Annotated in this window: 20 protein-coding genes; 18 read left to right on the top strand and 2 right to left on the bottom strand. The window is 66.9% G+C overall.

The genetic code is table 11. The features are described 5' to 3' along the window. Positions 1-142: 142 nt before the first annotated feature. The 17 genes from ACCQ04_RS06875 (at position 143) to ACCQ04_RS06795 (ending at position 18714) form a co-directional block, all read left to right on the top strand. On the top strand, positions 143-1036 hold the full coding sequence (locus tag ACCQ04_RS06875) for an ABC transporter ATP-binding protein (RefSeq protein ID WP_104542984.1): 894 nt from the start codon (positions 143-145) through the stop codon (positions 1034-1036). Positions 1037-1048: 12 nt separating this feature from the next. Continuing rightward, entirely contained in the window at positions 1049-4639 is a 3591-nt protein-coding gene (locus ACCQ04_RS06870) for an ABC transporter permease/M1 family aminopeptidase (RefSeq protein ID WP_226426620.1), read from the top strand. A 105-nt stretch (positions 4640-4744) separates the two neighbouring features. Then, positions 4745-5194: a DUF2147 domain-containing protein gene (locus ACCQ04_RS06865; RefSeq protein WP_016904108.1), complete on the top strand. Its 450-nt coding sequence runs from the start codon at positions 4745-4747 to the stop codon at positions 5192-5194. 233 nt (positions 5195-5427) lie between these two features. Continuing rightward, positions 5428-7515, top strand: a complete 2088-nt coding sequence (metG, locus tag ACCQ04_RS06860; protein WP_226426621.1) for a methionine--tRNA ligase — start codon at positions 5428-5430, stop codon at positions 7513-7515. Between the two features lie 198 nt (positions 7516-7713). Beyond that, positions 7714-8304 carry an HAD family hydrolase gene (locus tag ACCQ04_RS06855; protein ID WP_226426622.1) on the top strand — a complete coding sequence of 197 codons (591 nt, stop codon included), beginning with the start codon at positions 7714-7716 and terminating at the stop codon, positions 8302-8304. Between the two features lies 1 nt (position 8305). Then, positions 8306-8737 (top strand): Rnf electron transport complex subunit RnfB, encoded by a 432-nt coding sequence (rnfB, locus tag ACCQ04_RS06850; RefSeq protein ID WP_049818222.1) that lies wholly within the window; start codon positions 8306-8308, stop codon positions 8735-8737. 195 nt (positions 8738-8932) lie between these two features. Further along, positions 8933-9721, top strand: a complete 789-nt coding sequence (locus ACCQ04_RS06845; RefSeq protein WP_224096738.1) for a hypothetical protein — start codon at positions 8933-8935, stop codon at positions 9719-9721. Between the two features lie 85 nt (positions 9722-9806). Then, positions 9807-10175: a DUF4345 family protein gene (locus tag ACCQ04_RS06840; protein ID WP_024940530.1), complete on the top strand. Its 369-nt coding sequence runs from the start codon at positions 9807-9809 to the stop codon at positions 10173-10175. Positions 10176-10233: 58 nt separating this feature from the next. After that, the gene (locus ACCQ04_RS06835) at positions 10234-10797 is read left to right on the top strand and encodes a sigma-70 family RNA polymerase sigma factor (RefSeq protein ID WP_024940529.1); all 564 of its coding nucleotides are present in this window, start codon (positions 10234-10236) and stop codon (positions 10795-10797) included. Further along, positions 10794-11636, top strand: a complete 843-nt coding sequence (locus ACCQ04_RS06830; RefSeq protein ID WP_226426623.1) for an anti-sigma factor — start codon at positions 10794-10796, stop codon at positions 11634-11636. Before ACCQ04_RS06835 ends, ACCQ04_RS06830 begins: the two co-directional genes overlap by 4 nt. Positions 11637-11862: 226 nt before the next feature. Then, complete coding sequence (locus tag ACCQ04_RS06825; RefSeq protein WP_065031812.1) at positions 11863-12861, top strand: acyl-CoA desaturase; 999 nt, start codon at positions 11863-11865, stop codon at positions 12859-12861. After that, positions 12858-14108, top strand: coding sequence for an NAD(P)/FAD-dependent oxidoreductase (locus tag ACCQ04_RS06820; RefSeq protein ID WP_226426624.1), 1251 nt, complete (start codon positions 12858-12860; stop codon positions 14106-14108). The genes ACCQ04_RS06825 and ACCQ04_RS06820 overlap by 4 nt, the downstream gene beginning before the upstream one ends. Further along, positions 14108-15013, top strand: a complete 906-nt coding sequence (locus ACCQ04_RS06815; protein ID WP_026064580.1) for a DUF1365 domain-containing protein — start codon at positions 14108-14110, stop codon at positions 15011-15013. Before ACCQ04_RS06820 ends, ACCQ04_RS06815 begins: the two co-directional genes overlap by 1 nt. Then, positions 15010-16305 (top strand): SAM-dependent methyltransferase, encoded by a 1296-nt coding sequence (locus tag ACCQ04_RS06810; RefSeq protein WP_226426625.1) that lies wholly within the window; start codon positions 15010-15012, stop codon positions 16303-16305. The genes ACCQ04_RS06815 and ACCQ04_RS06810 overlap by 4 nt, the downstream gene beginning before the upstream one ends. Further along, the gene (locus ACCQ04_RS06805) at positions 16302-16847 is read left to right on the top strand and encodes a DUF2878 domain-containing protein (RefSeq protein ID WP_226426626.1); all 546 of its coding nucleotides are present in this window, start codon (positions 16302-16304) and stop codon (positions 16845-16847) included. Before ACCQ04_RS06810 ends, ACCQ04_RS06805 begins: the two co-directional genes overlap by 4 nt. Continuing rightward, the gene (locus ACCQ04_RS06800; RefSeq protein ID WP_024940522.1) at positions 16844-17626 is read left to right on the top strand and encodes a DUF1295 domain-containing protein; all 783 of its coding nucleotides are present in this window, start codon (positions 16844-16846) and stop codon (positions 17624-17626) included. Before ACCQ04_RS06805 ends, ACCQ04_RS06800 begins: the two co-directional genes overlap by 4 nt. 17 nt (positions 17627-17643) lie before the next feature. After that, complete coding sequence (locus tag ACCQ04_RS06795) at positions 17644-18714, top strand: SAM-dependent methyltransferase (RefSeq protein ID WP_039511565.1); 1071 nt, start codon at positions 17644-17646, stop codon at positions 18712-18714. Between the two features lie 227 nt (positions 18715-18941). On the opposite strand, the gene ACCQ04_RS06790 is transcribed toward ACCQ04_RS06795, so the two are convergent. Together ACCQ04_RS06790 and ACCQ04_RS06785 are read right to left on the bottom strand one after the other, a co-directional pair. Then, the gene (locus ACCQ04_RS06790) at positions 18942-19289 is read right to left on the bottom strand and encodes a RidA family protein (protein WP_016903508.1); all 348 of its coding nucleotides are present in this window, start codon (positions 19287-19289) and stop codon (positions 18942-18944) included. 10 nt (positions 19290-19299) lie between these two features. Beyond that, positions 19300-20007, bottom strand: coding sequence for a DUF998 domain-containing protein (locus ACCQ04_RS06785; protein WP_154831691.1), 708 nt, complete (start codon positions 20005-20007; stop codon positions 19300-19302). Positions 20008-20268: 261 nt separating this feature from the next. Here ACCQ04_RS06785 and mprF point away from each other — a divergent pair, with 261 nt between their 5' ends. Further along, complete coding sequence (gene mprF, locus ACCQ04_RS06780) at positions 20269-22833, top strand: bifunctional lysylphosphatidylglycerol flippase/synthetase MprF (RefSeq protein ID WP_226426627.1); 2565 nt, start codon at positions 20269-20271, stop codon at positions 22831-22833. The last annotated feature ends 40 nt before the right edge of the window (positions 22834-22873 follow it).

The following is a 22873-nucleotide window of genomic DNA, read 5'->3' as shown; positions in this document are numbered from 1 at the left end:
CGCAGCATCCCCTGCGGGTTCGGTCACATCCGCCGCACGGTCATGTCGAGCAGGCGTAGTCGATCGTCTCTGTGACTTTCGGCGCATGCGGCACTGCGGTCACGCCGTGAAGATCAGGCCACCCAGGACACAGGACCCGTCCATGCTGCAGATCCGTGCGCTGTCCAAGACCTACGCCAACGGCGTGCATGCGCTGCAAGGCGTCACGCTCGACATCCCGCGCGGCATGTTCGGCTTGCTGGGGCCAAACGGCGCCGGCAAGTCGTCGCTGATGCGCACGCTGGCCACGCTGCAGGAACCCGACTCGGGTAGCGTCAGCCTGACCGACGCCGATGGCAGCAGCATCGACGTACTTGCCGACAAGGACGCATTGCGGCGCCGGCTGGGCTATCTACCGCAGGATTTCGGGGTGTACCCGAAGGTGAGCGCGCTGGACATGCTCGATCACTTCGCCGTGCTCAAGGGGCTTACCGATCGCGGCCAACGCAAGGAGGTGGTCGAGCGACTATTGCAGCAGGTCAACCTGTGGGACGCGCGCAAGCGCAAGCTCGGCACCTATTCCGGCGGCATGCGGCAACGCTTCGGCATTGCGCAGGCGCTGCTGGGCAATCCGCAACTGGTCATCGTCGACGAGCCCACCGCCGGGCTGGATCCGGAGGAGCGCAATCGTTTTCTCAATCTGCTGGCCGAAATCGGCGAAAACGTGGTGGTGATCCTGTCCACCCATATCGTCGAAGACGTCACCGACCTGTGCCCGACGATGGCCATCATGAACAAGGGCCAGGTGCTGCTGAGTGGGCGGCCCGCCGATGCGATCGACATGCTGCATCAGCAGGTCTGGCGCAAACAGGTCAGCAAGCAGGCATTGCCCGATTACGAGGCGCGCTTCACCGTGCTGTCCACGCGCCTGATTGCCGGCCACCCGGTGATCCACGTGTTCAGTGCCGACTGCCCGGAGCCGGGGTTCGAACAGGTCGCTCCCGATCTTGAGGATGTCTATTTCCAGCGCCTGCGCAAGCAAGCGCTGGCCGCCTGACGGAGCGCGGCGATGATCATGGCGTTCCTGCGCTTCGAGCTGCGCGAACAACTGCGTTCGCCCTTGCTGTGGCTGCTGGCCGCGCTGTACGCGTTGCTGGCGTTTGCCGCGCTGTCCAGCGATGCGGTGCAGATCGGCGGCGGCATCGGCAACGTGCTGCGCAATGCGCCTACGGTGATCGCCACGCTGCTGGGGCTTTTCAGCCTGCTTGGCCTGCTGGTGATCACCCTGTTCGTCAGCAATGCCCTGCTGCGCGACTCTGACCTGGGCACTGCCGAGCTGGTGTTTTCCACACCGATACGGCGGCGCGACTACCTGCTCGGCCGCATCGGTGCTGCACTGATCGCCGGCATGCTGATGTATGTGGTGATCGCGCTGGGCATGTTCGCCGCGCAGTTCATGCCGTGGATCGATCAGGCGCGGCTTGGGCCGGTCGCGGTGCTGCCCTATCTGTGGTCGCTGCTGGTGCTGGTGCTGCCCAACCTGCTGTTCACCACCGCGCTGCTGGCGGTACTGGCGGTGACCACGCGCAGCATCCTGTGGGTCTACATCGGCGTGATCGTGTTCTTCGTGCTTTACGGCGTGAGCCGTGCGCTGATGGCCGACCTGGACAATGTGTGGATTGCCACGCTGGCCGACCCGCTCGGCATTCGCGCGCTATCGCAGACGCTGCGCTACTGGTCGGTGGAGCAGCGCAACCACCAGCTACCGCCGCTGACCGGCTACCTGCTCGCCAATCGCGCGGTGTGGCTGGGCATGAGCGGTGTGTTGTTTGCCGCTACGTTCGCGCTGTTCCGTACCGAGCGCAGCGGGACGCGGCGGCGCCGTGGTGTGGCGTCGGTTACGCCCGCTGATGCACCTCCCGCCAGCGCGCGCGTCGGCACGACACGCCTGACGGTCACCCCGCGCTTCGGCGCGGCCACTGCATGGCGGCAACTGCTGCGCCAGATCCGCTTCGACACGCTGGGCGTGCTGCGCAGCGCGCCGTTCGTGGTGCTGCTGATGCTGGGCCTGGCCAACTTCATTCCGACCGCGCTGTTCAAAGCGCGCTATTACGGCACTGCCGTGCTGCCGGTGACCTCGTTGATGCTGGAGGCGCTGCAGAACAGCTACAGCTTTCTGCTGATCATCGTGGTGCTGTTCTATGCCGGCGAGCTGGTGTGGAAGGAGCGCAGCAACCGCATCGACGGCATCACCGACGCGATGCCGGTCCCCGATTGGGTGCCGCTGCTCGGCAAGTTCGTCGCCTTGCTGGCGGTGATCGCCAGCTTCCAGGCCGCCGGTGCGTTGACCTCGATCGCGCTGCAGCTGGGCCGTGGCTATACCAGCATCGAGCCGCTGCTGTATCTCAAGACGCTGGCGCTGGGCTCGGTGCTGTACGTGCTGATGGGCGGCATGGCGCTGGCGCTGCAGGTGCTGAGCAACAACAAGTTCGTCGGCTATGCGCTGCTGATGCTGGTGTTGATCGGGCAATCGGTGCTGTCGATGCTCGACTACACCCAGAACCTCTACACCTTTGGCGGCTGGCCCAACGCGCCGTATTCGGACATGAACGGCTACGGGCACTTCCTGCCCGGCCAGTTGTGGTTCCAGGGCTATTGGGGCGTGTTCCTGCTGGCGCTGCTCCTGCTGTCCTCGGCGTTCTGGCCGCGCGGCGTGGGCCATGACCTGCGCCAGCGCGTGCGGCTGGCGTTACGGCGCCTGCGCAGCCCGACCGGTGCGGCCCTGGCGATCACCCTGCTCGGCTTCGCGGCGATCGGCGGCTGGCTGTACTGGAACACCAACGTCTACAACAGCTTCCTGTCGCCGGAACAACAGCTGGACCTGCAGGCACGCTACGAGCGCGATTACCGCAAGTACAAGGATCTGCCGCAGCCGCGCATCGTCGCCGTCGACAACCACGTCGACCTACATCCGGAAACCCAGTCGGTCGTGGTCGATGCCACCTGGACGGTGCGCAACACCCACCCCACACCGATCAGCGAAGTGCACATCGGCATGCAGGGCCGCACTGGCGACCGCAGCCTGGTCAAGGTGGATCTGGGCGGGCAGACGCTGACCACGCACGACATCCCGGCCGGCTATCGCATCTATCGCCTGCAGACACCGCTGCAACCCGGGCAGGAGCGCGTGTTCCGCTTCCGCGTGGACCAGCATCCGCATGGCCTCACCGCCGAGCAGGCGCAGACCGAACTGGTCGCCAACGGCAGCTTCTTCAACACCACCCGGCTGCCCTGGTTCGGCTACAACACGCAGGCCGAGATCAGCGACCGCAACGAGCGCCGCAAGCGCGGCCTGGGCGAACCCACCCGCATGCCCAAGCTCGAAGACCAGGCCGCGCGCGCCAACACCTACGTCAGCAACGATGCCGACTGGCTCGCTTTTGCCAGCACCGTCTGCACTGCGCCGGACCAGATCGCGCTGGCGCCGGGCTATCTGCAACAGGAATTCCAACGCAATGGCAGGCGCTGCTTCCGCTACGTGATGGATCGCCCCATGCTCAATTTCTATGCCTACCTGTCGGCACGCTGGGAAGTGCGCAAGGCGCGTTACAAGAACATCCCGATCGAGATCTATTACGACCCAAAGCATCCGTACAACGTGCAGCGCATGATCGAGAGTGTGCAGAAATCGCTGGCCTATTACGAAGCCAACTTCAGCCCGTATCAGCATCATCAGGTGCGCATCATCGAGTTCCCCGGCTACGCGCGGTTTGCGCAGTCGTTCGCCAATACCATTCCCTACTCCGAGTCGATCGGCTTCATCGCCGACCTGCGCGACAAGAACGACATCGACTACGTGTTCTATGTCACCGCGCACGAAGTGGCGCACCAGTGGTGGGCGCACCAGGTGATCGGTGCGAACGTGCAGGGCGCCACCCTGCTGTCCGAATCGCTGGCGCAGTATTCGGCGTTGATGGTGATGGAGCGCGAGTACGGACGCGCGCATATGCGCCGTTTCCTCCGCTACGAGCTGGATCGCTACCTGGAAGGCCGTGGTGGCGAAACCATCGAGGAGTTGCCGCTGTATCGGGTGGAGGATCAGCAATACATCCACTACCGCAAGGGCTCGCTGGCGTTCTATCGGCTGCGCGAGGACATCGGTGAGCAGGCGCTCAATCGCGCATTGCAGCGCTTTCTGGCGGCCAAGGCCTTTCAACAACCGCCCTACACCACCTCGGCCGAGTTGCTGCAGGCCATTCGCGCCGAAGCACGCCCGGACCAGCAAGGGCTGATCACCGACCTGTTCGAGAAGATCACCTTCTACGACAACCGCGTGGTCAGCGCGCAGGCACGCAAGCGCCCCGATGGCCGCTTCGAGGTGACCGTGCAAGCGCAGGCGGCCAAGCTGCAGGCCGATGGCAAGGGCAAGGAGCATGCAGTGCCGCTGGACGACTGGATCGAAGTGGCGATCTACGGCGCTCCGGCCGGCAAGGACGCACAAGCGCCGGTGCTGGCCTTGCAACGGCAGTACGTCACCAGCGCCGCGCCCAGTTTCAGCATGACCGTGGACCGCCTGCCGGTCGAAGCCGGCTTCGATCCGGACAACAAGCTGATCGACCGCGTGCCGGCGGACAACCGCAGGCAGGTGACGCTGCAGTAGCCGAATGAACGCATTCCGCAGCGCGTCTTTCCGCCACCATACCCCACGGTATACATTCCGGTCAGGCCGTCGACGGCGGCCATAGCAATCCCTGGGAGGGGACACATGCGCAAGACCTTCAAGACCCTGATGCTGGCACTGCCGCTGGCCGCCGCCTCGCTGCTGGCCCAGGCCGCCGATTCGCCGGTGGGCCGCTGGAAGACCATCGACGACGAGACCGGCAAGCCCAAGTCGGTGGTGCAGATCGAACAGCTCGGCAACGGCACGCTGAGCGGCAAGGTGGTCGACATCCTGCAGTCCAACCACGGGCCCAACCCGACCTGCGACAAGTGCGATGGCGCGCTCAAGGGCAAGCCGATCAAGGGCATGACCATCCTGTGGGGCCTCAAGCCGGACGGCACCGCGGTGTGGAGCGGCGGCTCGGTGCTCGACCCGGCCAAGGGCAAGACCTACAAGGCCAAGGTCACCCTGACCGATGGCGGCAAGAAGCTGCAGATGCGCGGCTATGTGGGCATCGAGGCGTTGGGCCGGACCCAGACCTGGATTCGCGAATAGCCGGGAATCGGGAATCGGGATTGGGGAATCGGTAAGAGCAGGCGCCCGTGAGGGCGCCTTTTTTGTGCGCTTCCATCCTGACGCTACATGCGTGGCCAAACACCGGCGCGCCTTGACAACACGGCCGCATGACCCTGCTTTGACCGATTCCCCAATCCCGATTCCCGATTCCCAGCTCCAATCCCGGCTCCCGACTAATGCGATAATCGGCTGTCCCCCGCATTACGCCTGCCATGACCCGCACCGCACTCGTCACCACCGCCCTGCCCTACGCCAACGGGCCGCTGCATCTTGGCCATCTGGTCGGCTATATCCAGGCTGACATCTGGGTGCGCGCGCGCCGGCTGCGCGGCGACAAGACCTGGTTCGTCTGCGCCGACGACACCCACGGCACGCCGATCATGCTCGCCGCCGAAAAGGCCGGGGTCACCCCGGAAGCCTTCATCGCCAACATCCAGGCCAGCCATGAGCGCGATTTCGCCGCGTTCGGGGTGACCTTCGATCATTACGATTCGACCAATTCGCCGGTCAATCGCGCGCTCACCGAGGCCTTCTACACCAGGCTGGAGGCCGCCGGTCACATCAGCCGGCGCTCGGTGGCGCAGTTCTACGACCCGGCCAAGGGTATGTTCCTGCCGGATCGCTACATCAAGGGCATCTGCCCCAACTGCGGCAGCGCCGACCAGTACGGCGACAACTGCGAGGTCTGCGGCGCCACCTACGCGCCGACCGAGCTGAAGGAGCCCAGGTCGGTGATCTCCGGCGCCACGCCCGAACTGCGCGACTCGGAGCATTTCTTCTTCGAAGTGGGCCATTTCGACGGATTTTTGCGCGAGTGGCTGGCCGGCGATGTGGCGCTGCCCGGGGTCAAGGCCAAGCTCAAGGAATGGCTGGATACCGAAGGCGGCCTGCGCGCCTGGGACATCTCGCGCGATGCGCCGTATTTCGGTTTCCAGATTCCCGGCCAGCCGGGCAAGTATTTCTACGTGTGGCTGGACGCGCCGATCGGCTACCTGTGCAGCTTCAAGACGCTGTGCGCGCAGATGGGCGAGGATTTCCAAGCGCATCTGGTCGCCGGCACGCAGACCGAGCTGCATCACTTCATCGGCAAGGACATCGTCAATTTCCATGGCCTGTTCTGGCCGGCGGTGCTGCACGGCACCGGCCATCGCGCGCCGACCCGGCTGCACGTCAACGGCTACCTCACCGTGGACGGCGCCAAGATGTCCAAGTCGCGCGGCACCTTCGTGATGGCGCGGACCTTCCTGGACGTGGGCCTGGAACCGGAGGCGCTGCGCTACTACTTCGCGGCCAAGTCGTCCGGCGGCGTGGACGACCTGGACCTCAACCTGGGCGATTTCATCGCGCGGGTGAATGCGGATCTGGTCGGCAAGTTCGTCAACCTGGCCAGCCGCTGCGCCGGCTTCATCGGCAAGCGCTTCGACGGCAAGCTGGCCGACGCCCTGCCCGACCCGGCACAGTACGACCGCTTCGTCGCCGCGCTGGCGCCGATCCGCGAGGCCTACGAGCGCAACGATGCGGCCAGCGCGATCCGCCAGACCATGGCGCTGGCCGACGAGGCCAACAAGTACATCGACGACACCAAGCCGTGGGTGATCGCCAAGCAGGACGGCGCCGATGCGCAACTGCAATCGGTATGCACGCAGGGCCTGAACCTGTTCCGGATCCTGGTGGCCGCGCTCAAGCCGATCCTGCCGCGCACCTGTGCAGAGGCCGAAGCCTTCCTGTCGGCACCGATGACCAGCTGGGAAGACGTCGCCCGCCCGCTGACCACCCACGTGATCCAGCCCTACACCGCCCTGTTCACCCGTATCGACCCCAAACTGATCGACGCCATGACCGACGCTTCAAAAGACACCATGGCCGCACCTGCGGCACCCGCTGTCACTACCGCCAAGCCCGCCCCGTCCAAGGCCGAGACGACGCCGGCGGCCGTTGCCAATCCCCAATCCCCGATCGCCACTCCCAGCCTCATCGGCATCGACGATTTCGCCAAGCTCGACCTGCGCATCGGCAAGGTGCTGGTGTGCGAATTCGTGGAAGGCTCGGACAAGCTGCTGCGCTTCGAACTGGATGCCGGCGAACTGGGCAAGCGCCAGATCTTCTCGGGCATCCGCGCCAGCTATGGCGAACCGGAAGCGCTGGTCGGCCGCAGCGTTGTGTTCATCGCCAACCTGGCCCCGCGCAAGATGCGCTTCGGCATCAGCGAAGGCATGATCCTGTCGGCCGGCTTCGACGGCGGCGCGCTGGCACTGCTGGACGCCGATGGTGGTGCGCAGCCGGGGATGCCGGTGCGGTGAGGCGGGATTGGGGGGCGGGATTGGGGAATCGGGATTCGGGATTCGTAAAAGCCTGAGCTGATTGTTGAGGGAGACCTGACACGCGCGCCTGGCCCGACCCCTCATCCGCCCCTGCGGGGCACCTTCTCCCGAGGGGAGAAGGAACAGACACCACGCTTCCAACCAATCCCCACTCCCAACTCCCCAATCCCCGCCCCCATGCACCTGGCCCTGTTCGACTTCGACCACACCATCACCACCTGCGACAGCTATGCGCGCTTCCTGCGCAAGGTGGCGACGCCTGCGCAGCTGGCGACGGCGAAATGGCAGGCCGGTCCCTGGGTGTTCGGCTATCGGGTCGGGCTGGTCTCTGCACACGCCTTGCGTGCGCGCGTCACGCGTCTGGTCTTCAGTGGTCGCTCGCTGGACGAGATGGCCGCCCATGGGGCTGACCATGCACGCAACGCATTGCCCGGAATGTTGCGCGCCGAGATGCTGCGACGCATCGACTGGCATCAAGCACAGGGGCATGAAGTCGTGCTGGTGTCGGCATCGCTGGACCTGTATCTGCAGCCGTGGTGCGCCCAGCATGGCCTGTCGTTGATCTGCAACAAGCTGGAACACCACGCCGGCGTGCTGAGCGGGCGCTATGCAGACGGCGATTGCGGCCCGCACAAGGCTGCGCAGATCCGCCTGCGCTACGACCTGTCGCACTACGCATGCGTGCATGCCTACGGCGACAGCCGCGAGGACAAGCCGATGCTGACGCTGGCGCAGCAGCGCTGGTATCGCGGCAACCTGCTGCACTGACATGCACATCGCAACGCCCGCCTCATCGCCCGATCTGGTCGAACGCCTCGACCGCCTGCTGCCGCAGACCCAGTGCGGCCAGTGCGGCTACGACGGCTGTCGCCCGTATGCGCACGCCATGGCCAACGGCCAGGCCGATGTCGATCACTGCCCGCCCGGCGGCGACGCCGGGGCACGCGCGTTGGCGCACGTGCTGCAGCGTCCTGCACGCCCGTACGACCGCAGCCGTGGCAGCCACACGCCGCCGCAGGTGGCCTGGATCGTGGAGGCCGACTGCATCGGCTGCACCAAATGCATCCAGGCCTGCCCGGTGGACGCCATCGTCGGCGGCGCCAAGCACATGCATACGGTGATCGCCGCCCTGTGCACCGGTTGCGAGCTGTGCCTGCCGGCCTGCCCGGTGGACTGCATCGCGCTGCACCCAGGCAGCTGAGCGGCTGGCGAGGCGGCATGCCGCGTCAAACGCAACGCCTGCCAGCGTTGCGCGCATCTCACCGCGACGCGATCCCTGACCAACGGCACCGGCCGCCAACGACGCCCTGTTTGTCAGGAACGTCCTGACGCGTCCGCCGCATCCGTGCTGCGGATGCGCTCGTATTGGTAGGCACTCCCATCGAGGAATCCGCCGATGCGCCCACTCGCCGCCGCCCTTGCCGCGCTCGCCACCGTCTGCCGGCCGATTCCGCCGTTGTTGCTGCTGGTGCTGGGCGGCCTGCCGCTGAGTGCGGCTGCGGTCACCCGCGTGGATGGCGATGCCTTCGATGGCGACAGCGGCGCGCTGCGCTATCGCGAGTCGCACTGGCTGCTCGACGATGGCGGGCGCGTGGTGCTGTATCGCTGCCCGGACGGGCGCCCGTTTGCGCGCAAGCAGGTCGATGGCGGCGGCAGCTCGCCCGACTTCAGCCTGATCGACGGCCGCGATGGCTATCGCCAGGGCGTGCGGCAACGCAACGGCGTGCGCGAGATGTTCCAGCAGGAGCCCGGCAAGGCCGAGCAGCGCACGCCACTGCCAGCCGACGACGGCCCACGCGTGATCGATGCCGGCTTCGATGCCTACCTGCGCAACAACTGGGAGGCGCTCGCCAGCGCGCCGCAACGCGTGGACTTCGTGCTGCCCAGCCTGCAACGCCAGCTGGCGTTCCGTGTCGAGCGTATCGGCGATACCGGCGGCGAGCGGCGGTTTCGCTTGAGCCTGGATGCCTGGTACGGCGCGGCCGTGCCCTCGCTCGAAGTGCGTTATGCCATCGCCGACAAGCGTCTGCTGCAGTTCCGTGGCGTGGGCAACCTGCGCGACGCGCGTGGCCGCTATCCGCACGTACGCATCGTTTTCCCGGACACCGCTGCGCGTGCCGTCGGCGCCGATGAACTGCGCCAGGCGCGCGAGCAGCCGCTGGCCAAGAGCTGCAGCGCCCCGTGAACCAGACACCTGCCATCTTCACGTTCGACCACACGCGGTTGCGTACAACGGCCCGGTTACTTCTTCCCCATACAGGACCATCGCCATGGCCAAGGCCTACCTCTGGATCAACGCAGTGCTCTACGTCGTCCTGGCAATCTGGTGCACGCTCTCGCCGGCCAAGACCGCCAATGCCGTGGGTTACACCCAGCTCTCGCCGGCCGGGCAATCGGAATACCTGGTCATCTATGGCGGCTTGCAGCTGGGCATGGCGTTCCTGTTCGGCTACTTCGCCTGGATCGATCAACCGCGCACCGGCCTGCTGGTCGCACTCGCGTTCTACGTGCCGATCGTGCTGTTCCGCAGCGTCTCGCTGGCGCGCCTGTGGCCGGTCTCCGCACCCACGGTGGCATTGGCAGGCGTCGAGATCCTGCTGCTGCTCGCGGCAGTGCTGCTGTGGTTTCAGCGCAAGTGAAGGACAGCGTCAGCACAGTCCGGTAGCATCGCCCCCACCTCAGACAACGCCCGACCGCATGAGTGCCATCCCTGGCCACGACGACGATGAAACCGGACGACTGCTGACCGCAACCGCGGGCGGCGACCGGCATGCCTTCGAAGCGCTCTACCGGCAGACCTCGCCGAAACTGTTCGGGGTCTGCCTGCGCATGATCCCGCAACGTGCCGAAGCCGAAGAGGTGCTGCAGGACGTGTTCACGCTGATCTGGCACAAGGCCGGGCAGTTCGATCCCGCCCGTGCACGGGGGCTAACGTGGCTGGCGATGATCGCGCGCAACAAGGCCATCGACCATCTGCGCGCCAATGCGCCGCAACGCCGCAATGTGGCGCTGGACGATGCCGGTGAACTGCGCGCCGGCGATGCCTCGCCGCTGGAGCGCACCGAGCGCGCCAGCACGCGTCGCCGCATCGACCATTGCCTGGCCGAGCTGGAGCCGCCGCGCAGCGAATTGATCCGCACCGCGTTCTTCGATGGCATTACCTACGAAGAACTTGCCGCGCGCACCGACACACCGATCGGCACGGTCAAGAGCTGGATCCGCCGCGGCCTGGCCAAACTCAAGGCATGTCTGGAACGATGAGCACGCCCTTTCCCATTGACCAGGAACCGCCGCGCGACGTGCTGGCCGGCGAATACGTGCTGGGCCTGCTCAGTGCCGACCAGCGCCTGGCTGCCGAACAACGCGTCGCCACCGACGGCCAGTTCGCCCAGGCGGTCACGCAGTGGCAGGAACATCTGGCGCCGTTGCTGGACGAGATCGCCGCAGTGACGCCGCCCGGCCAGGTCTGGGCACGCATCCGCCAGACGCTGGGCTTCGATACGCCGTTGCATGCGGTGGCCTCCGCGCCATCGGCAACGCCGCCGATAGGCACGCCAAAGCCAGCGGTGTGGAACAGCGTGCGGTTCTGGCGCTGGGCAAGCGCCGCTGGCCTGGCCACTGCCGCGGTCTGCGTGCTGGCGCTGCTGAACCTGCGCACGCCGCCGGCAGCGGTGCAGCCGCCGCCGGGCACCGGCACGGTGGTACAGACACCGGTGACGCCGCCTGCAACCACCACCGCACCGGCGACCGGCATCGCGATGACCTCCACGCTGGCCACCGAAGACGGCCGCCCGGGCTATGTCGCCTTGATGGATGCCGACAAGCACACCATCACGGTGACGCCGCTGGATCGCACCGCCACCGCCGACAAGGTGCCCGAGCTGTGGCTGATCACCCCGGACGGCAAGGCCCATTCGATGGGTACCTTCGACGACCAGCGGGCACGCCGCGCGCAGATTCCCGAGCAGCTGATGCCCATGCTCAGCAACGAAGCCATCCTGGCCGTCACGCTGGAGCCGCCAGGCGGCGCACCGGGCGGCATTGCCACCGGGACCGTGGTGGCCAAGGGCGGCATCAGCACACTGGCAATGGCGCCCTGATCCGGCGCGCCTGACGCCGCCTGCGACCACGTCGCAGGCGGTGGCTTTCAGGCAACAGCCTCATCCGCCTCGACCCTGGCGTGCGCCGTTGAATGTGTGCGCAATTGCGCGATTCGTTCGCACCGGCACGCCAAGCGCGCGCACGCATGCGACGATCAAACCGGCTGGTGCATCTGTTTGCCGGCGGCGTCCGTAAAGGGTCACGACTACACACGGAGAACCACGCGTGCCGAGTACTGGCTTTGACCCACATGCCGCGCCGCCGCAGCCTGCCGACGCCCGCCGTCTCGGGTGGCTCGCAGCACGCACCGGCAGCCTGCGTCGTTGGGTGGATTCGCAAACCGACGAGCCGCTGGACGAGGCACGCGCAGACCGCATCGACTGGCTGCGTGCCCTGCCCTTCATCGCGCTGCACCTGGCCTGCCTGGCCGTGTTCTGGGTCGGTGCGTCCTGGTTCGCGGTCGGCATGGCAGTGGCCTTGTACGCGCTACGCATGTTCGCGCTGACCGGGTTCTATCACCGCTACTTCTCGCACCGCGCGTTCAAGACCTCGCGCGTGCTGCAGTTCGTGTTTGCGGCCATCGGCGCCACCTGCGTGCAGCGCGGGCCGCTGTGGTGGGCCGCGCATCATCGCAACCATCACCGCCATACCGACACCGGCCGCGATCCGCATTCGCCGGCGCAGCACGGCTTCTGGTGGAGCCACACCGGCTGGTTCCTGACCCCGCGCAACTTCCGTACCGATTGGGAGGTCATCCCCGACCTGCGTCGCTTTGCCGAGCTGCGCTTTTTGGACCGCTTCGACATCGTGATGCCGGTGCTGCTGGCGACCGGGCTGTACCTGCTCGGCGACTGGCTGGCGGTTGCCGCGCCCGCGTTGAAGACCACCGGTGCGCAGCTGCTGGTGTGGGGCTTTGTGATCTCCACCGTGGCCTTGTTCCATGCCACCTTCACCATCAATTCGCTGGCGCACCGCTTCGGCAGCCGGCGCTTCGACACCCGCGACGACAGCCGCAACAACTGGCTGCTGGCATTGCTCACCTTCGGCGAAGGCTGGCACAACAACCACCACTTCTTTCCCGGCTCCGCGCGCCAGGGGCTGCGCTGGTGGGAGTACGACGTCACCTGGTACGGGCTCACCGCGATGTCGTGGGTGGGCCTGGTGTGGGACCTCAAGCCGATGCCGAAATCGCTCACCCAACGTGCCGAGCGGGTGAGCCGATGAACGAGGGCAGGATTGCCGTGGTCGGCAGCGGAATCGCCGGCCTGGGCGCAGCGTGGCTGTTGTCGCGCCGCTACGAGGTCACCTTGTTCGAGGCCGCCGATTATCTGGGCGGGCATACGCATACCCACGACATCCAGCTGGACGGCCAGCGCTATGCGGTGGACAGCGGCTTCATCGTGTTCAACCCGCAGCACTATCCGCTGCTCACGCGCATGTTCGCCGAGCTGGACGTGGCCGCGCAGCCGACCACGATGAGCTTCTCGGTGCACGATGCGCGCAGCGGGCTCGAATACAACGCCGGCAGCCTGGGCGGGCTGTTCTGCCAGCGCAGCAACCTGCTGAGCCCGCGCTTCTGGGGCATGCTGGCCGACCTGCGCCGCTTCTACCGGCAGGCACCGGCGGTGCTGCACAGCGAGGAGCGCTTCAGCACGCTGGGCGCGTATCTGCAGCGGCATGGGTACTCGGACGCGTTTCGCGACCAGCATCTGGTGCCGATGGCCTCGGCGTTGTGGTCATCGCCCTCGCAACGCATCCTCGAATTCCCGATGGGCCAGCTGATCGGCTTCATGGCCAATCACCACATGCTGCAGCTCAGCGGGCGTCCGCAATGGCAGGTGGTGCGCGGCGGCTCCAACAGCTACGTGCGCGCGCTGCGTCGGCGCTGGCAGGTGCTCGAGCGCCTGTCCACGCCGGTGCATGCGATCCGGCGCGCGCCCAACGGCGTGGTGCTCAGCTCCCTGCGTGGCGAGGAGCACTTCGACAACGTGGTGCTGGCGTGCCATGCCGACGATGCCCTGGCCTTGCTCAGCGATGCCACAGCGGCCGAGCAGCAGATCCTGGGCGGCATCACCTACCAGGACAACGACACCGTCCTGCACACCGACGCCAGCGTGCTGCCGCGCGACCGCCGCGCCTGGGCAGCGTGGAATGCGCATGTGCCGGCCGACCCGCAGGCGCCTTGCACGGTCAGTTACTGGATGAACGCCCTGCAGTCGATCAAAGCGCCGCAGCCGTTCATCGTCAGTCTCAATCGCGACCACGACATCGCTCCGGACAAGGTGCTGCGGCGCATGCGCTACCGCCACCCGGTACAGAACGCCGCCGCGCTCGCCGCGCAGACGCGCAAGGCCGAGATCCAGGGCCTGCAGCACACCTGGTTTGCCGGCGCGGCATGGGGCTTCGGCTTCCATGAGGACGGCCTGCGCAGCGGCGTGGACGTGGCCCGTGGCCTGGGAGTGGACTGGTGATGCAGCTGCTGCGCGAAGCCAGCCCCGATGCGGTACCGCTGCCTCCGGGCGAGGACAGCGGTGCCGGCAGCGTGGCGGGCACACTGCGCAGCGCGATCTACACCGGCTGGGTGCGGCACCGTCGGTTTGCGCCCAGAGCGCTGGCGTTCCGCTACCGGCTGTTCCTGATGTACCTGGATCTGTCCGAGCTCGATGCGGTGTTTGCGCGGCGTTGGCTGTGGTCGGTAGGGCGCGCCAACTTGGCGCAGTTCCGGCGCAGCGATTATCTCGGCGATCCAAACGTTCCTCTGGACCAGGCCGTGCGCGATTGCGTGCAGACCCAGACCGGCGAGCGCCCCGATGGCGCGATCCGTCTGCTCACGCATCTGCGCTACTTCGGCCATGTGTTCAATCCGGTCAGCTTCTACTACTGCTTCGATCGCCACGGTGGCCTGCGCTGGATCGTTGCGGAAATCACCAATACGCCCTGGCAGCAGCGCCACACCTACGTGCTGCCGGTCGCGCAGGCGCGCACGCATCGCGACGTGCATGCCTGGCGCTTCGACAAGCGCTTTCACGTCTCGCCGTTCATGGGCATGCAGCATCAGTACGACTGGCGTTTCAGCGTGCCGGATGCGCAATTACGCGTGCATATGCAGGTGCTGGATGCACCCGGCGGCGATACGCCGGCCGCTCATCCTGACGCCGGTGGCGCAGGCAGCGAGCGCGGCACGCGCCGCTTCGATGCCACCCTGGTCCTGCAACGCCAGCCGCTCAACGCACGCACCCTGGCGCGCACGCTGCTGGCCTACCCCTTGATGACCGTGCAGGTGGTGCTGGCCATCCACTGGCAGGCCCTGCGCCTGTGGCTGCGCGGCAACCCCGTCCACGATCACCCTCATCCGCCTGTGCGAGAACCTCGATGAACGCCACGTCCCTGCCCGACACCGCTGCGCCGCGCGCGGCTTCCTGGACGGACCGCCTGTTGCGCAAGCGCCTGCTGGCCACGCTCGGCGAGCTGCGCGATGGACAGTTGCAGCTGCACGAAGCCGATGGCGTCACCACCCTCGGCAACGCCAGTGGTGCGGATGCGCTGCAGATGCAGTTGCGCGTCATCGACCCCGGCTTCTATCGCCAGGCCGCGCTCAACGGCAGCGTCGGTGCCGGCGAGTCGTACATGGACGGGCAATGGCAGTGCGACGATCTGGTCGCGTTGATGCGCCTGCTGCTGCGCAATCGCGAGCGCCTGGATGCGATGGAGACCGGTACCGCGCGACTGGGCGGCTGGGCGATGCGCAGCCTGCATGCATTCGCACGCAATACCCGCAGCGGCAGCCGGCGCAACATCGCCGCGCACTACGATCTGGGCAACCCGTTGTTCCGCCTGTTCCTGGACGAGAACCTGATGTATTCCTCGGCGATCTTCGTCGAGGGCGAAGAAGCCCAGGGCGAGGCCGCACTGGAGCGCGCAGCCACACGCAAGCTCGAACGCATCTGCCAGAAGCTGCGGCTCGGCCCGCAACACCATGTGGTGGAAATCGGCACCGGTTGGGGCGGCTTTGCGCTGCACGCCGCACGCGAGCATGGCTGCCGCGTCACCACCACCACCATCTCGCGCGAGCAGTTCGAACTGGCGACCCAGCGCATCGCCGCGGCCGGCCTGAGCGACCGGGTCAGCGTGTTGTTGCGCGACTATCGCGATCTGGACGGGCGCTACGACCGGGTGGTGTCGATCGAGATGATCGAGGCGATCGGCCATCAGTATCTGGACACCTACTTCGCCAAGGTCGGCAGCCTGCTGGCCGACGATGGCGAGGCGCTGATCCAGGCCATCACCATCGAAGACCATCGCTATGCGCAGGCGTTGCGCTCGGTGGACTTCATCAAGCGGCACATCTTCCCCGGCAGCTTCATTCCGTCGGTGGCGGCGATGACCGGCGCGATCGCACGCGCCAGCAACCTGCGCCTGTTCAACCTGGAAGACATCGGACCGAGCTATGCGTTGACGCTGCGCGCCTGGCGGCAGCGCTTCATGGCGCAGCTGCCGCAGGTGCGCGCGCTCGGCTACGACGAGCGTTTCATCCGCATGTGGGAGTTCTATCTGGCCTATTGCGAAGCCGGTTTCCTGGAACGCTCGATCGGCGATGTACATCTATGGCTGAGCAAGCCGGGCGCACGCCCGCCGCAGTTCGTGCCCGGCCTTCCCGTTGACGCATGAAGCAGCTCGGCAACTATCTGGGCCTGCAGGTGCTGTGGCTGGTGGCCGTCAGCGCCGCTGCGCATGCGCGCATCTGGCCCACCCTGCTGGTGCTGGCGCTGTTCGCGCTGTATCAGCTGTGGCCGTCGCGGCGTGCGCCGGGCGATCTGCAATTGCTGGTCGCCGCGCTGTCGCTGGGCTTGCTGCTGGACACCACGCTGGCCGCCGCAGGCTGGGTGCGTTATGCCGCACCGTGGCCGGGCACCTCGCTGGCGCCGGCTTGGATCCTGGCGTTGTGGCTGGGCTTTGCACTCACGCTCAATCATTCGCTGGCGTCGGTGATGCAGCGGCCGTGGCTGGCGGTGCTGCTGGGCGCGATCTTCGGGCCGTTTTCGTACTGGTTGGCGCAACGCAGCTGGCAGGCAGTGCAATTCCAGCCGCCGCAGCTGCATGCGGCGGTCGCGGTCGGCATCGGCTGGTGCGTGGCCTGCGGTCTGTTGTCGCTGTATGCACGCCGCCTCGCGCGACCATCGCCTGAACACCTGAGGGGAGAACTGCAATGAATGCCTGGCCGCTGCTGCATGTGGGCGTGTTTGCGAGCGTGGTGATGGTGATCGGCTGGCTGTGGCAACGCCGCAGCGGCAATGCCGGCCCGGTCGACGTGCTGTGGGCCGCGTGCCTGGCGGTGGCGGCGCCGTATTGCGCGTGGATGTCCGATGGCGCGCTGCTGCCGCGCGTGCTGGTCGGCGTGCTCGGCGGTGTCTGGGGCGCGCGCCTGGCGTTGCATCTGGGCGTGCGCGTGTTCGGCGACCCGCACGAAGATGGCCGTTATCGCGCCCTGCGCGAGCACTGGAACGGCGACCAACGCAAATTCCTGGGCTTCTTCCTGGCGCAGGCGGTGGTCGTGGTGCTGTTTTGTGTGCCGTTTCTGGCCGCTGCCAGCAACCCGACTCCGGCCTGGAGTGTATGGAGCACGCTGGCGATTGCGGTGTGGTTGATCGCGGTCGGTGGCGAAGCCCTGGCCGACCGCCAGCTGTCTGCGCACAAAGCCAACCCGGCAAATCGCGGCGTCACCTGCCGTAGCGGATTGTGGCGGTATTCGCGCCATCCCAACTACTTCTTCGAGTTCGTGCACTGGTTCGCCTATCTGGCGCTGGCCGTCGGTGCCGGGCCGTGGCCGCTTGCCCTGGCTGCGCTCGGGCCGGTGGTGATGTTCGTATTCCTGTATCGCTTCACCGGCATTCCCTACACCGAGCAGCAGGCGCTGCGCTCGCGTGGTGAGGACTACGCGCAATACCAGCGCAGCACCAGCGCGTTTTTCCCACTTCCCCCTTCGTCCTGAGTCGCCTGGAGAGTCGTATGTCCACTGTCACCATCCCGCCCTCCTCGCTGCCCGAAGAATCCTTCGCCACCCGGCTGGCCGAATCCGGCGTGCTCCCCGACGCCGCACTGCGTTACGGCATCCGCCGGCTGTGTGCGCAACGTCTGCGCGATGAGCGTACCGGCGGTGCCGACGCCAGCGGCGAGCGCCAACGCGCCTTCATCGACAGCCTGCGTGCCAGCGCCATCGCGATCGAAACCGATGCCGCCAATCGCCAGCACTACGAATTGCCGCCGCAGTTCTTCACCCTGTGCCTGGGCCGCCGGCTCAAGTACAGCAGCTGCTACTGGGACGCCACCACGCCGGATCTGGATGCGGCCGAAGAACGCATGCTGGCGCTGTACGGTGAGCGCGCCGAACTGGCCGATGGCCAACGCATTCTGGAGCTGGGCTGCGGTTGGGGCTCGCTGACCTTGTGGATGGCCGAGCGCTATCCCGGCGCCACCATCACCGCGGTGTCCAACTCGCGTCCGCAGCGCGCGCACATCCTGGAGCAGTGCCGGGTGCGCGGATTGAGCAACGTGCAAGTCATCACCGCCGACGTCAACGCGCTGGCGCTGCCGCCGGGCAACTTCGACCGCGTGGTGTCGGTGGAGATGTTCGAGCACATGCGCAACTACCGCGAGCTGCTGGCGCGCGTCGGCAGCTGGCTGGCGCCAGGTGGCAAGCTGTTCGTGCATATCTTCTGCCACCGCGACCTGGCCTACCCGTTCGAAGTGGCCGGCGAAGACAACTGGATGGGACGGCATTTCTTCACCGGCGGGCTGATGCCGGCGGCCGATACCCTGCTGCATTTCCAGCAGGACGTGGTCATCGAACAGCGCTGGGTGCTGTCGGGCGAGCATTACGAAAAAACCGCCAACGCCTGGCTGGAAAACCAGGACCGCCACCGCGAGCAGATCATGCCGCTACTGCGGCAGACCTATGGCGACGATGCGCAGCGCTGGTGGCAGCGCTGGCGGATGTTCTGGCTGGCCTGCGCCGAGCTGTTCGGTTACGACCAGGGCCGCGAATGGGGCGTGGCGCATTACCGCTTCGTCAAACGCTGATCGCGCACGCGCGCGCGTCGAAACGACGAGGCGCACCACAGCAGTGAAGCGCGACATGTCGGCGTTTCACTCGATGGTGCGCCGGCAAACGCGCTGACGATCCTGCCTAGCAAACGTGTGAGCGGTTCTTCGCCGCTGTCGTCCACCAACGCTGCGCTGCATGTCCGAGCGCATACGCGCAGATGACGCGGCGTCGGCGCGCAATCGAGCCGCGCGCCGCGCTGCGATCAGCTCGCCGCAGCGGTGATCACGATTTCCACCTTCCATTCCGGCCGCGCCAGTCTGGCTTCGACCGTGGCCCGCGCCGGGGTGAAGCCGTGCGGCACCCATTCGTCCCAGGCCTTGTTCATGCCGTCGAAATCGGCGATGTCGGCCAGGAAGATTTCCGCACGCAGGATCTTGGTCTTATCGCTGGCCGCCTGCGCGAGCAACTTGTCGATTTCACCCAGCACCTGGCGGGTCTGCCCGGTGATGTCTTGGCTGGTGTCTTCGGCAATCTGGCCGGCCAGGTAGCACACGCCGCCATGGACGGTCATTTCCGACATCCGCGGACCCGCATCGAATCGCTGCAGCATTTCAGACTTCCTACGGTTGATTGACCCGGGCATTGTCCCGCGAATGCGGCAAACGTGCAGCCCCGGCGCGCACGTGCTGCGCCAACCACGCGCCGACCCGCACCATCCAGGCCACGATCAACACGATGGCGCTCTTCTGGCTGATGCCCAGCGGCGCGCCGGTGACCGTGACGTGGAACAGCAACACCGCAAATGCGCACAGCCCCAGGCCGAACGCGGCGACGAAGTGGCGTTGCCACATCCGGTCGCGGCGGAAGTACCAGGACTGCAGCAATACCGCCGCGATCACGCACAGAAACGTCATGTCGGCCGAGAGCAGGTGCACCGGCACGGCCGCGTCGGGCGCCAGCTCCGGCATCCAGCTATCGCCGATCGACACCATGCACAGGCCCACCGCCGCCGCCCAGAACAGCCCCACCACGGCGCGGCTGCGCGCGGGCGGTGCAAGTGCCGCATGCAGGCCCAACGCCATCCACGCCATCGCCGCAGCCAGCACGCAATAGGCTGTGCGCAGCAGCAGACCGTAGGCACCGTGCAGATACGCGCTCAGCTGTGCGTCGATCCAGTCCAGATCGCGGCGCAGCCATTGCAGCAGCAGGATCAAGGCGATGAAGGCCAGGCCCATGCAGGCGGCGACTGCGCCGGCCTGCCCGGCCCAGCGTGGCGGGCAGGCCGGCCCGGGTGGCATCACAGTGCCGCTGTTGTGTTGATCTTCCATCAGCAGCCTGTCTGTGTTGCAACGGTCATCGTGTCCATGTCGGTCTCCTGCGGCACGCGGGCGCGGCGATGCCCTATGATGCGCGCGGCCGTCCTGAGCCGACACCTGTCGGCGCGACCGAACCCTGCGTTCACCTCATTCGGCATCCGTGCGATCACCCTGCATGTACCTTGACACCGACCGTCCCATGCAGAGCAACCGCCCGCGCGGCACGCACCGTGCATGTGCCCTTCTTCCCCTTCAGCAGATCCCGTTTCCCTCATGACGGATACCTCCGTGTCTTCCCAAGCGCCGGCCAGCGGGTGGCGCCGCGCCTTGCCGGTGATCATCAGCCTGGCAATCCTGGCAATGGCGCTGCACGCGCTGTCGGGGCAATTCACCGACCATGGCTATCGGCAGATCCGCCAGGCCTTCCGCGCCCTGGGTGCCGGCCAGATCGCGCTCACCCTGTTGCTGGGCTTGAGCAGCTACGCCTGCCTGGTGGGCTTTGACTGGGTCGGGCTCAAGCGCACCGGCAAGCGGCTGCATCCGGCGCGCGTAGGCATCACCGCCTTCATGGCGCATGCGGTGGGGCAGACGCTGGGCTTTGCCGCCCTCACCGGCGGCGCGGTCCGCCTGCGCGGCTATGGCAGCGTCGGGCTGACCCTGGCCGAGATCGGCCAGGTGGTGCTGATGAGCACGCTGGGCTTCGTCTTCGGCGCCTGGGTGTTGCTTGGCCTGGCGCTGCTGCTGGAACCGGAAGCGGCTGCACGTGCCTTGCCGATCACCGCAGAAGGCATCCGCATCGCCGGCATCGCCTTGCTGGTCGGCTACGTCGCGATGCTGGGGCTGGTCGGCGGACAGGGCCGCGAATTCGGGATCCGCAGTCATCGCTTCTGGCTGCCCGACCGCACCACGGTGCTGGGCGTGACCGCGCTGAGCGTGGTCGAGCTGGGCCTGGCGGCCGCCGCGTTCTACGTGCTGCTGCCGCCGGACCCGGGTACCGGCTACTTCGGGTTTATCGGCATCTGGCTGGTGGCGGTGGTCGCCGGGCTGATCTCCACGGTGCCGGCCGGCCTGGGCGTGTTCGAGTGGAGCCTGCTCAAGCTGCTTCCGCATGTCACCCCCGCCGCGGTGCTGGCGGCCGCGCTGGCCTACCGGGTCACCTACTACATCGTGCCGCTGCTGATCTCGGTGGCGATGGCGGCAGCCTCCGGCCTGGGCGCACCGGTGCGCGCCAGCGCCAGCACCGCACGCACGGTATGGAAGGCCTTGCGCCCGTGGTTGCCGCAGATCCTGGCGTTGGCGGTGTTTGCAGTGGGTGCCGCGCTGGTCATCGACGGCACCTTGCCCACCCCACGCGCGCGCCAGGAAGTGGCGCCGCTGCCGCTGATCGAGACCTCGCACCTGCTGGTCAGCCTGGGCGGCATGGTGCTGCTGCTGATCGGCCAGGGCCTGCAACGCCGCAGCCATGCGGCCTGGGTGCTGGCGCTGGGCGTGTGCATCCTGCTGCCGCCGCTGTCGCTGTTGCGCGGCAGCCATATCTCGGTGTCGTTGTCGGCGGCACTGGCCGCAGTGGCGCTGTGGGCGGCACGCCGCGAGTTCTACCGCCAGGGCGCGCTGCTGGACGAAGCCTGGTCGTGGCGCTGGCTGAGCAACCTCGGCCTGGTGCTGGTGGCCACGTTCTGGCTGCTGTTCTTCGTCTACAGCCACGTCGAATACAGCAACGACCTGTGGTGGGAATTCGCCACCTCGGCCAATGCACCGCGTGCGCTGCGCGCGGCGCTGATCCTGTGCGTGGGCGTGATCGTGTTCGGCATGGCGCGCCTGCTGCGTGGCGGCCGCCGCCCGATGCCGTCCGCCGATGCGCAGACCCTGCAGACGCTGGCGCCGATCCTGGCCATCAGCACCGACACCCAGGCCTGCCTGGCGCTGACCGGCGACAAGGCCTTCCTGCTCGACGAGCAGGGCCGCGGGTTTGTGATGATGCAGCGTTACGGTGGCTCGCTGATCTCGATGGGCGACCCGGTCGGCCCACCGGAGGTCGCGCGCGCCCTGATCTGGCGCTTCCGCGAGGAGGCCGACCATATGGGCCTGCGCCCGGTGTTCTACCAGGTCGGCGAAAAATACTGGCAGACCTATCTCGACATGGGCCTGACCCTGGTCAAACTGGGCGAAGAGGCGATCGTGCCGCTGGAAGGCTTCACCCTGGAAGGCCGCGACCGCGCCGATCTGCGCCAGGCCTGGAACCGCGGCAAGCGCGGCGGCCTGAGCTTCCGCATGCTGCAGCCCGAACAGGTGGACGCGGTACTGCCGCGCCTGTCCGAAGTGTCCGAACAATGGCTGGAAGAAAAGTCCGGCGAAGAAAAAGGCTTCTCGCTGGGCAGCTTCGATGCGGACTACCTGCGCCGCTTCCCGGTGGCAGTGGCCGAGGCGGAAGGCGAAATCGTGGCCTTCGCCAATGTGTGGTGGGCGCCGGCCGGCGGCGAGTTGTCGGTGGACCTGATGCGGCACAGCGCACAGGCACCCAAGGGCACGATGGATTTCCTGTTCATCGAGTTGTTCCTGTGGGGGCAAGCCAACGGCTATACGCGCTTCTCGCTGGGCATGGCGCCGTTGTCGGGCCTGGCCGAGCATCGCCTGGCCGGCCGCTGGAATCGCTTCGCAAGCCTGGTCGCACGTCATGGCGAGCGCTTCTATGGCTTCAGCGGCCTGCGCCGCTTCAAGTCGAAGTTTGCCCCGACCTGGCGCCCGCGTTATCTGGTCGCGCCCGGCGGCATGCATCTGCCGGCGGCACTGTTGGATGTCACCCGATTGATCTCGGCGGATCCGGGCCGGCAGGAGTAAGGCCGCTCGATACCTGCGGTTTTACGCGAATGCCTCGCTC

Origin of the sequence: Xanthomonas sp. NCPPB 2866, from assembly GCF_041475745.2 — a bacterium.
Lineage (GTDB): Bacteria > Pseudomonadota > Gammaproteobacteria > Xanthomonadales > Xanthomonadaceae > Xanthomonas > Xanthomonas arboricola.
The sequence above is the reverse complement of the archived record's forward strand: the minus strand, read 5'-3'. Positions and strand labels throughout refer to the sequence as shown.

Bases quoted from the DNA above. Each gene is read 5' to 3' on its own strand.
- ACCQ04_RS06875 (WP_104542984.1), top strand. From the start codon at position 143: ATGCTGCAGATCCGTGCGCTGTCCAAGACCTACGCCAACGGCGTGCAT.
- ACCQ04_RS06870 (WP_226426620.1), top strand. From the start codon at position 1,049: ATGATCATGGCGTTCCTGCGCTTCGAGCTGCGCGAACAACTGCGTTCG.
- ACCQ04_RS06865 (WP_016904108.1), top strand. From the start codon at position 4,745: ATGCGCAAGACCTTCAAGACCCTGATGCTGGCACTGCCGCTGGCCGCC.
- metG (WP_226426621.1), top strand. From the start codon at position 5,428: ATGACCCGCACCGCACTCGTCACCACCGCCCTGCCCTACGCCAACGGG.
- ACCQ04_RS06855 (WP_226426622.1), top strand. From the start codon at position 7,714: ATGCACCTGGCCCTGTTCGACTTCGACCACACCATCACCACCTGCGAC.
- rnfB (WP_049818222.1), top strand. From the start codon at position 8,306: ATGCACATCGCAACGCCCGCCTCATCGCCCGATCTGGTCGAACGCCTC.
- ACCQ04_RS06845 (WP_224096738.1), top strand. From the start codon at position 8,933: ATGCGCCCACTCGCCGCCGCCCTTGCCGCGCTCGCCACCGTCTGCCGG.
- ACCQ04_RS06840 (WP_024940530.1), top strand. From the start codon at position 9,807: ATGGCCAAGGCCTACCTCTGGATCAACGCAGTGCTCTACGTCGTCCTG.
- ACCQ04_RS06835 (WP_024940529.1), top strand. From the start codon at position 10,234: ATGAGTGCCATCCCTGGCCACGACGACGATGAAACCGGACGACTGCTG.
- ACCQ04_RS06830 (WP_226426623.1), top strand. From the start codon at position 10,794: ATGAGCACGCCCTTTCCCATTGACCAGGAACCGCCGCGCGACGTGCTG.
- ACCQ04_RS06820 (WP_226426624.1), top strand. From the start codon at position 12,858: ATGAACGAGGGCAGGATTGCCGTGGTCGGCAGCGGAATCGCCGGCCTG.
- ACCQ04_RS06815 (WP_026064580.1), top strand. From the start codon at position 14,108: ATGCAGCTGCTGCGCGAAGCCAGCCCCGATGCGGTACCGCTGCCTCCG.
- ACCQ04_RS06810 (WP_226426625.1), top strand. From the start codon at position 15,010: ATGAACGCCACGTCCCTGCCCGACACCGCTGCGCCGCGCGCGGCTTCC.
- ACCQ04_RS06805 (WP_226426626.1), top strand. From the start codon at position 16,302: ATGAAGCAGCTCGGCAACTATCTGGGCCTGCAGGTGCTGTGGCTGGTG.
- ACCQ04_RS06800 (WP_024940522.1), top strand. From the start codon at position 16,844: ATGAATGCCTGGCCGCTGCTGCATGTGGGCGTGTTTGCGAGCGTGGTG.
- ACCQ04_RS06795 (WP_039511565.1), top strand. From the start codon at position 17,644: ATGTCCACTGTCACCATCCCGCCCTCCTCGCTGCCCGAAGAATCCTTC.
- ACCQ04_RS06790 (WP_016903508.1), bottom strand. From the start codon at position 19,289: ATGCTGCAGCGATTCGATGCGGGTCCGCGGATGTCGGAAATGACCGTC.
- ACCQ04_RS06785 (WP_154831691.1), bottom strand. From the start codon at position 20,007: ATGGAAGATCAACACAACAGCGGCACTGTGATGCCACCCGGGCCGGCC.
- mprF (WP_226426627.1), top strand. From the start codon at position 20,269: ATGACGGATACCTCCGTGTCTTCCCAAGCGCCGGCCAGCGGGTGGCGC.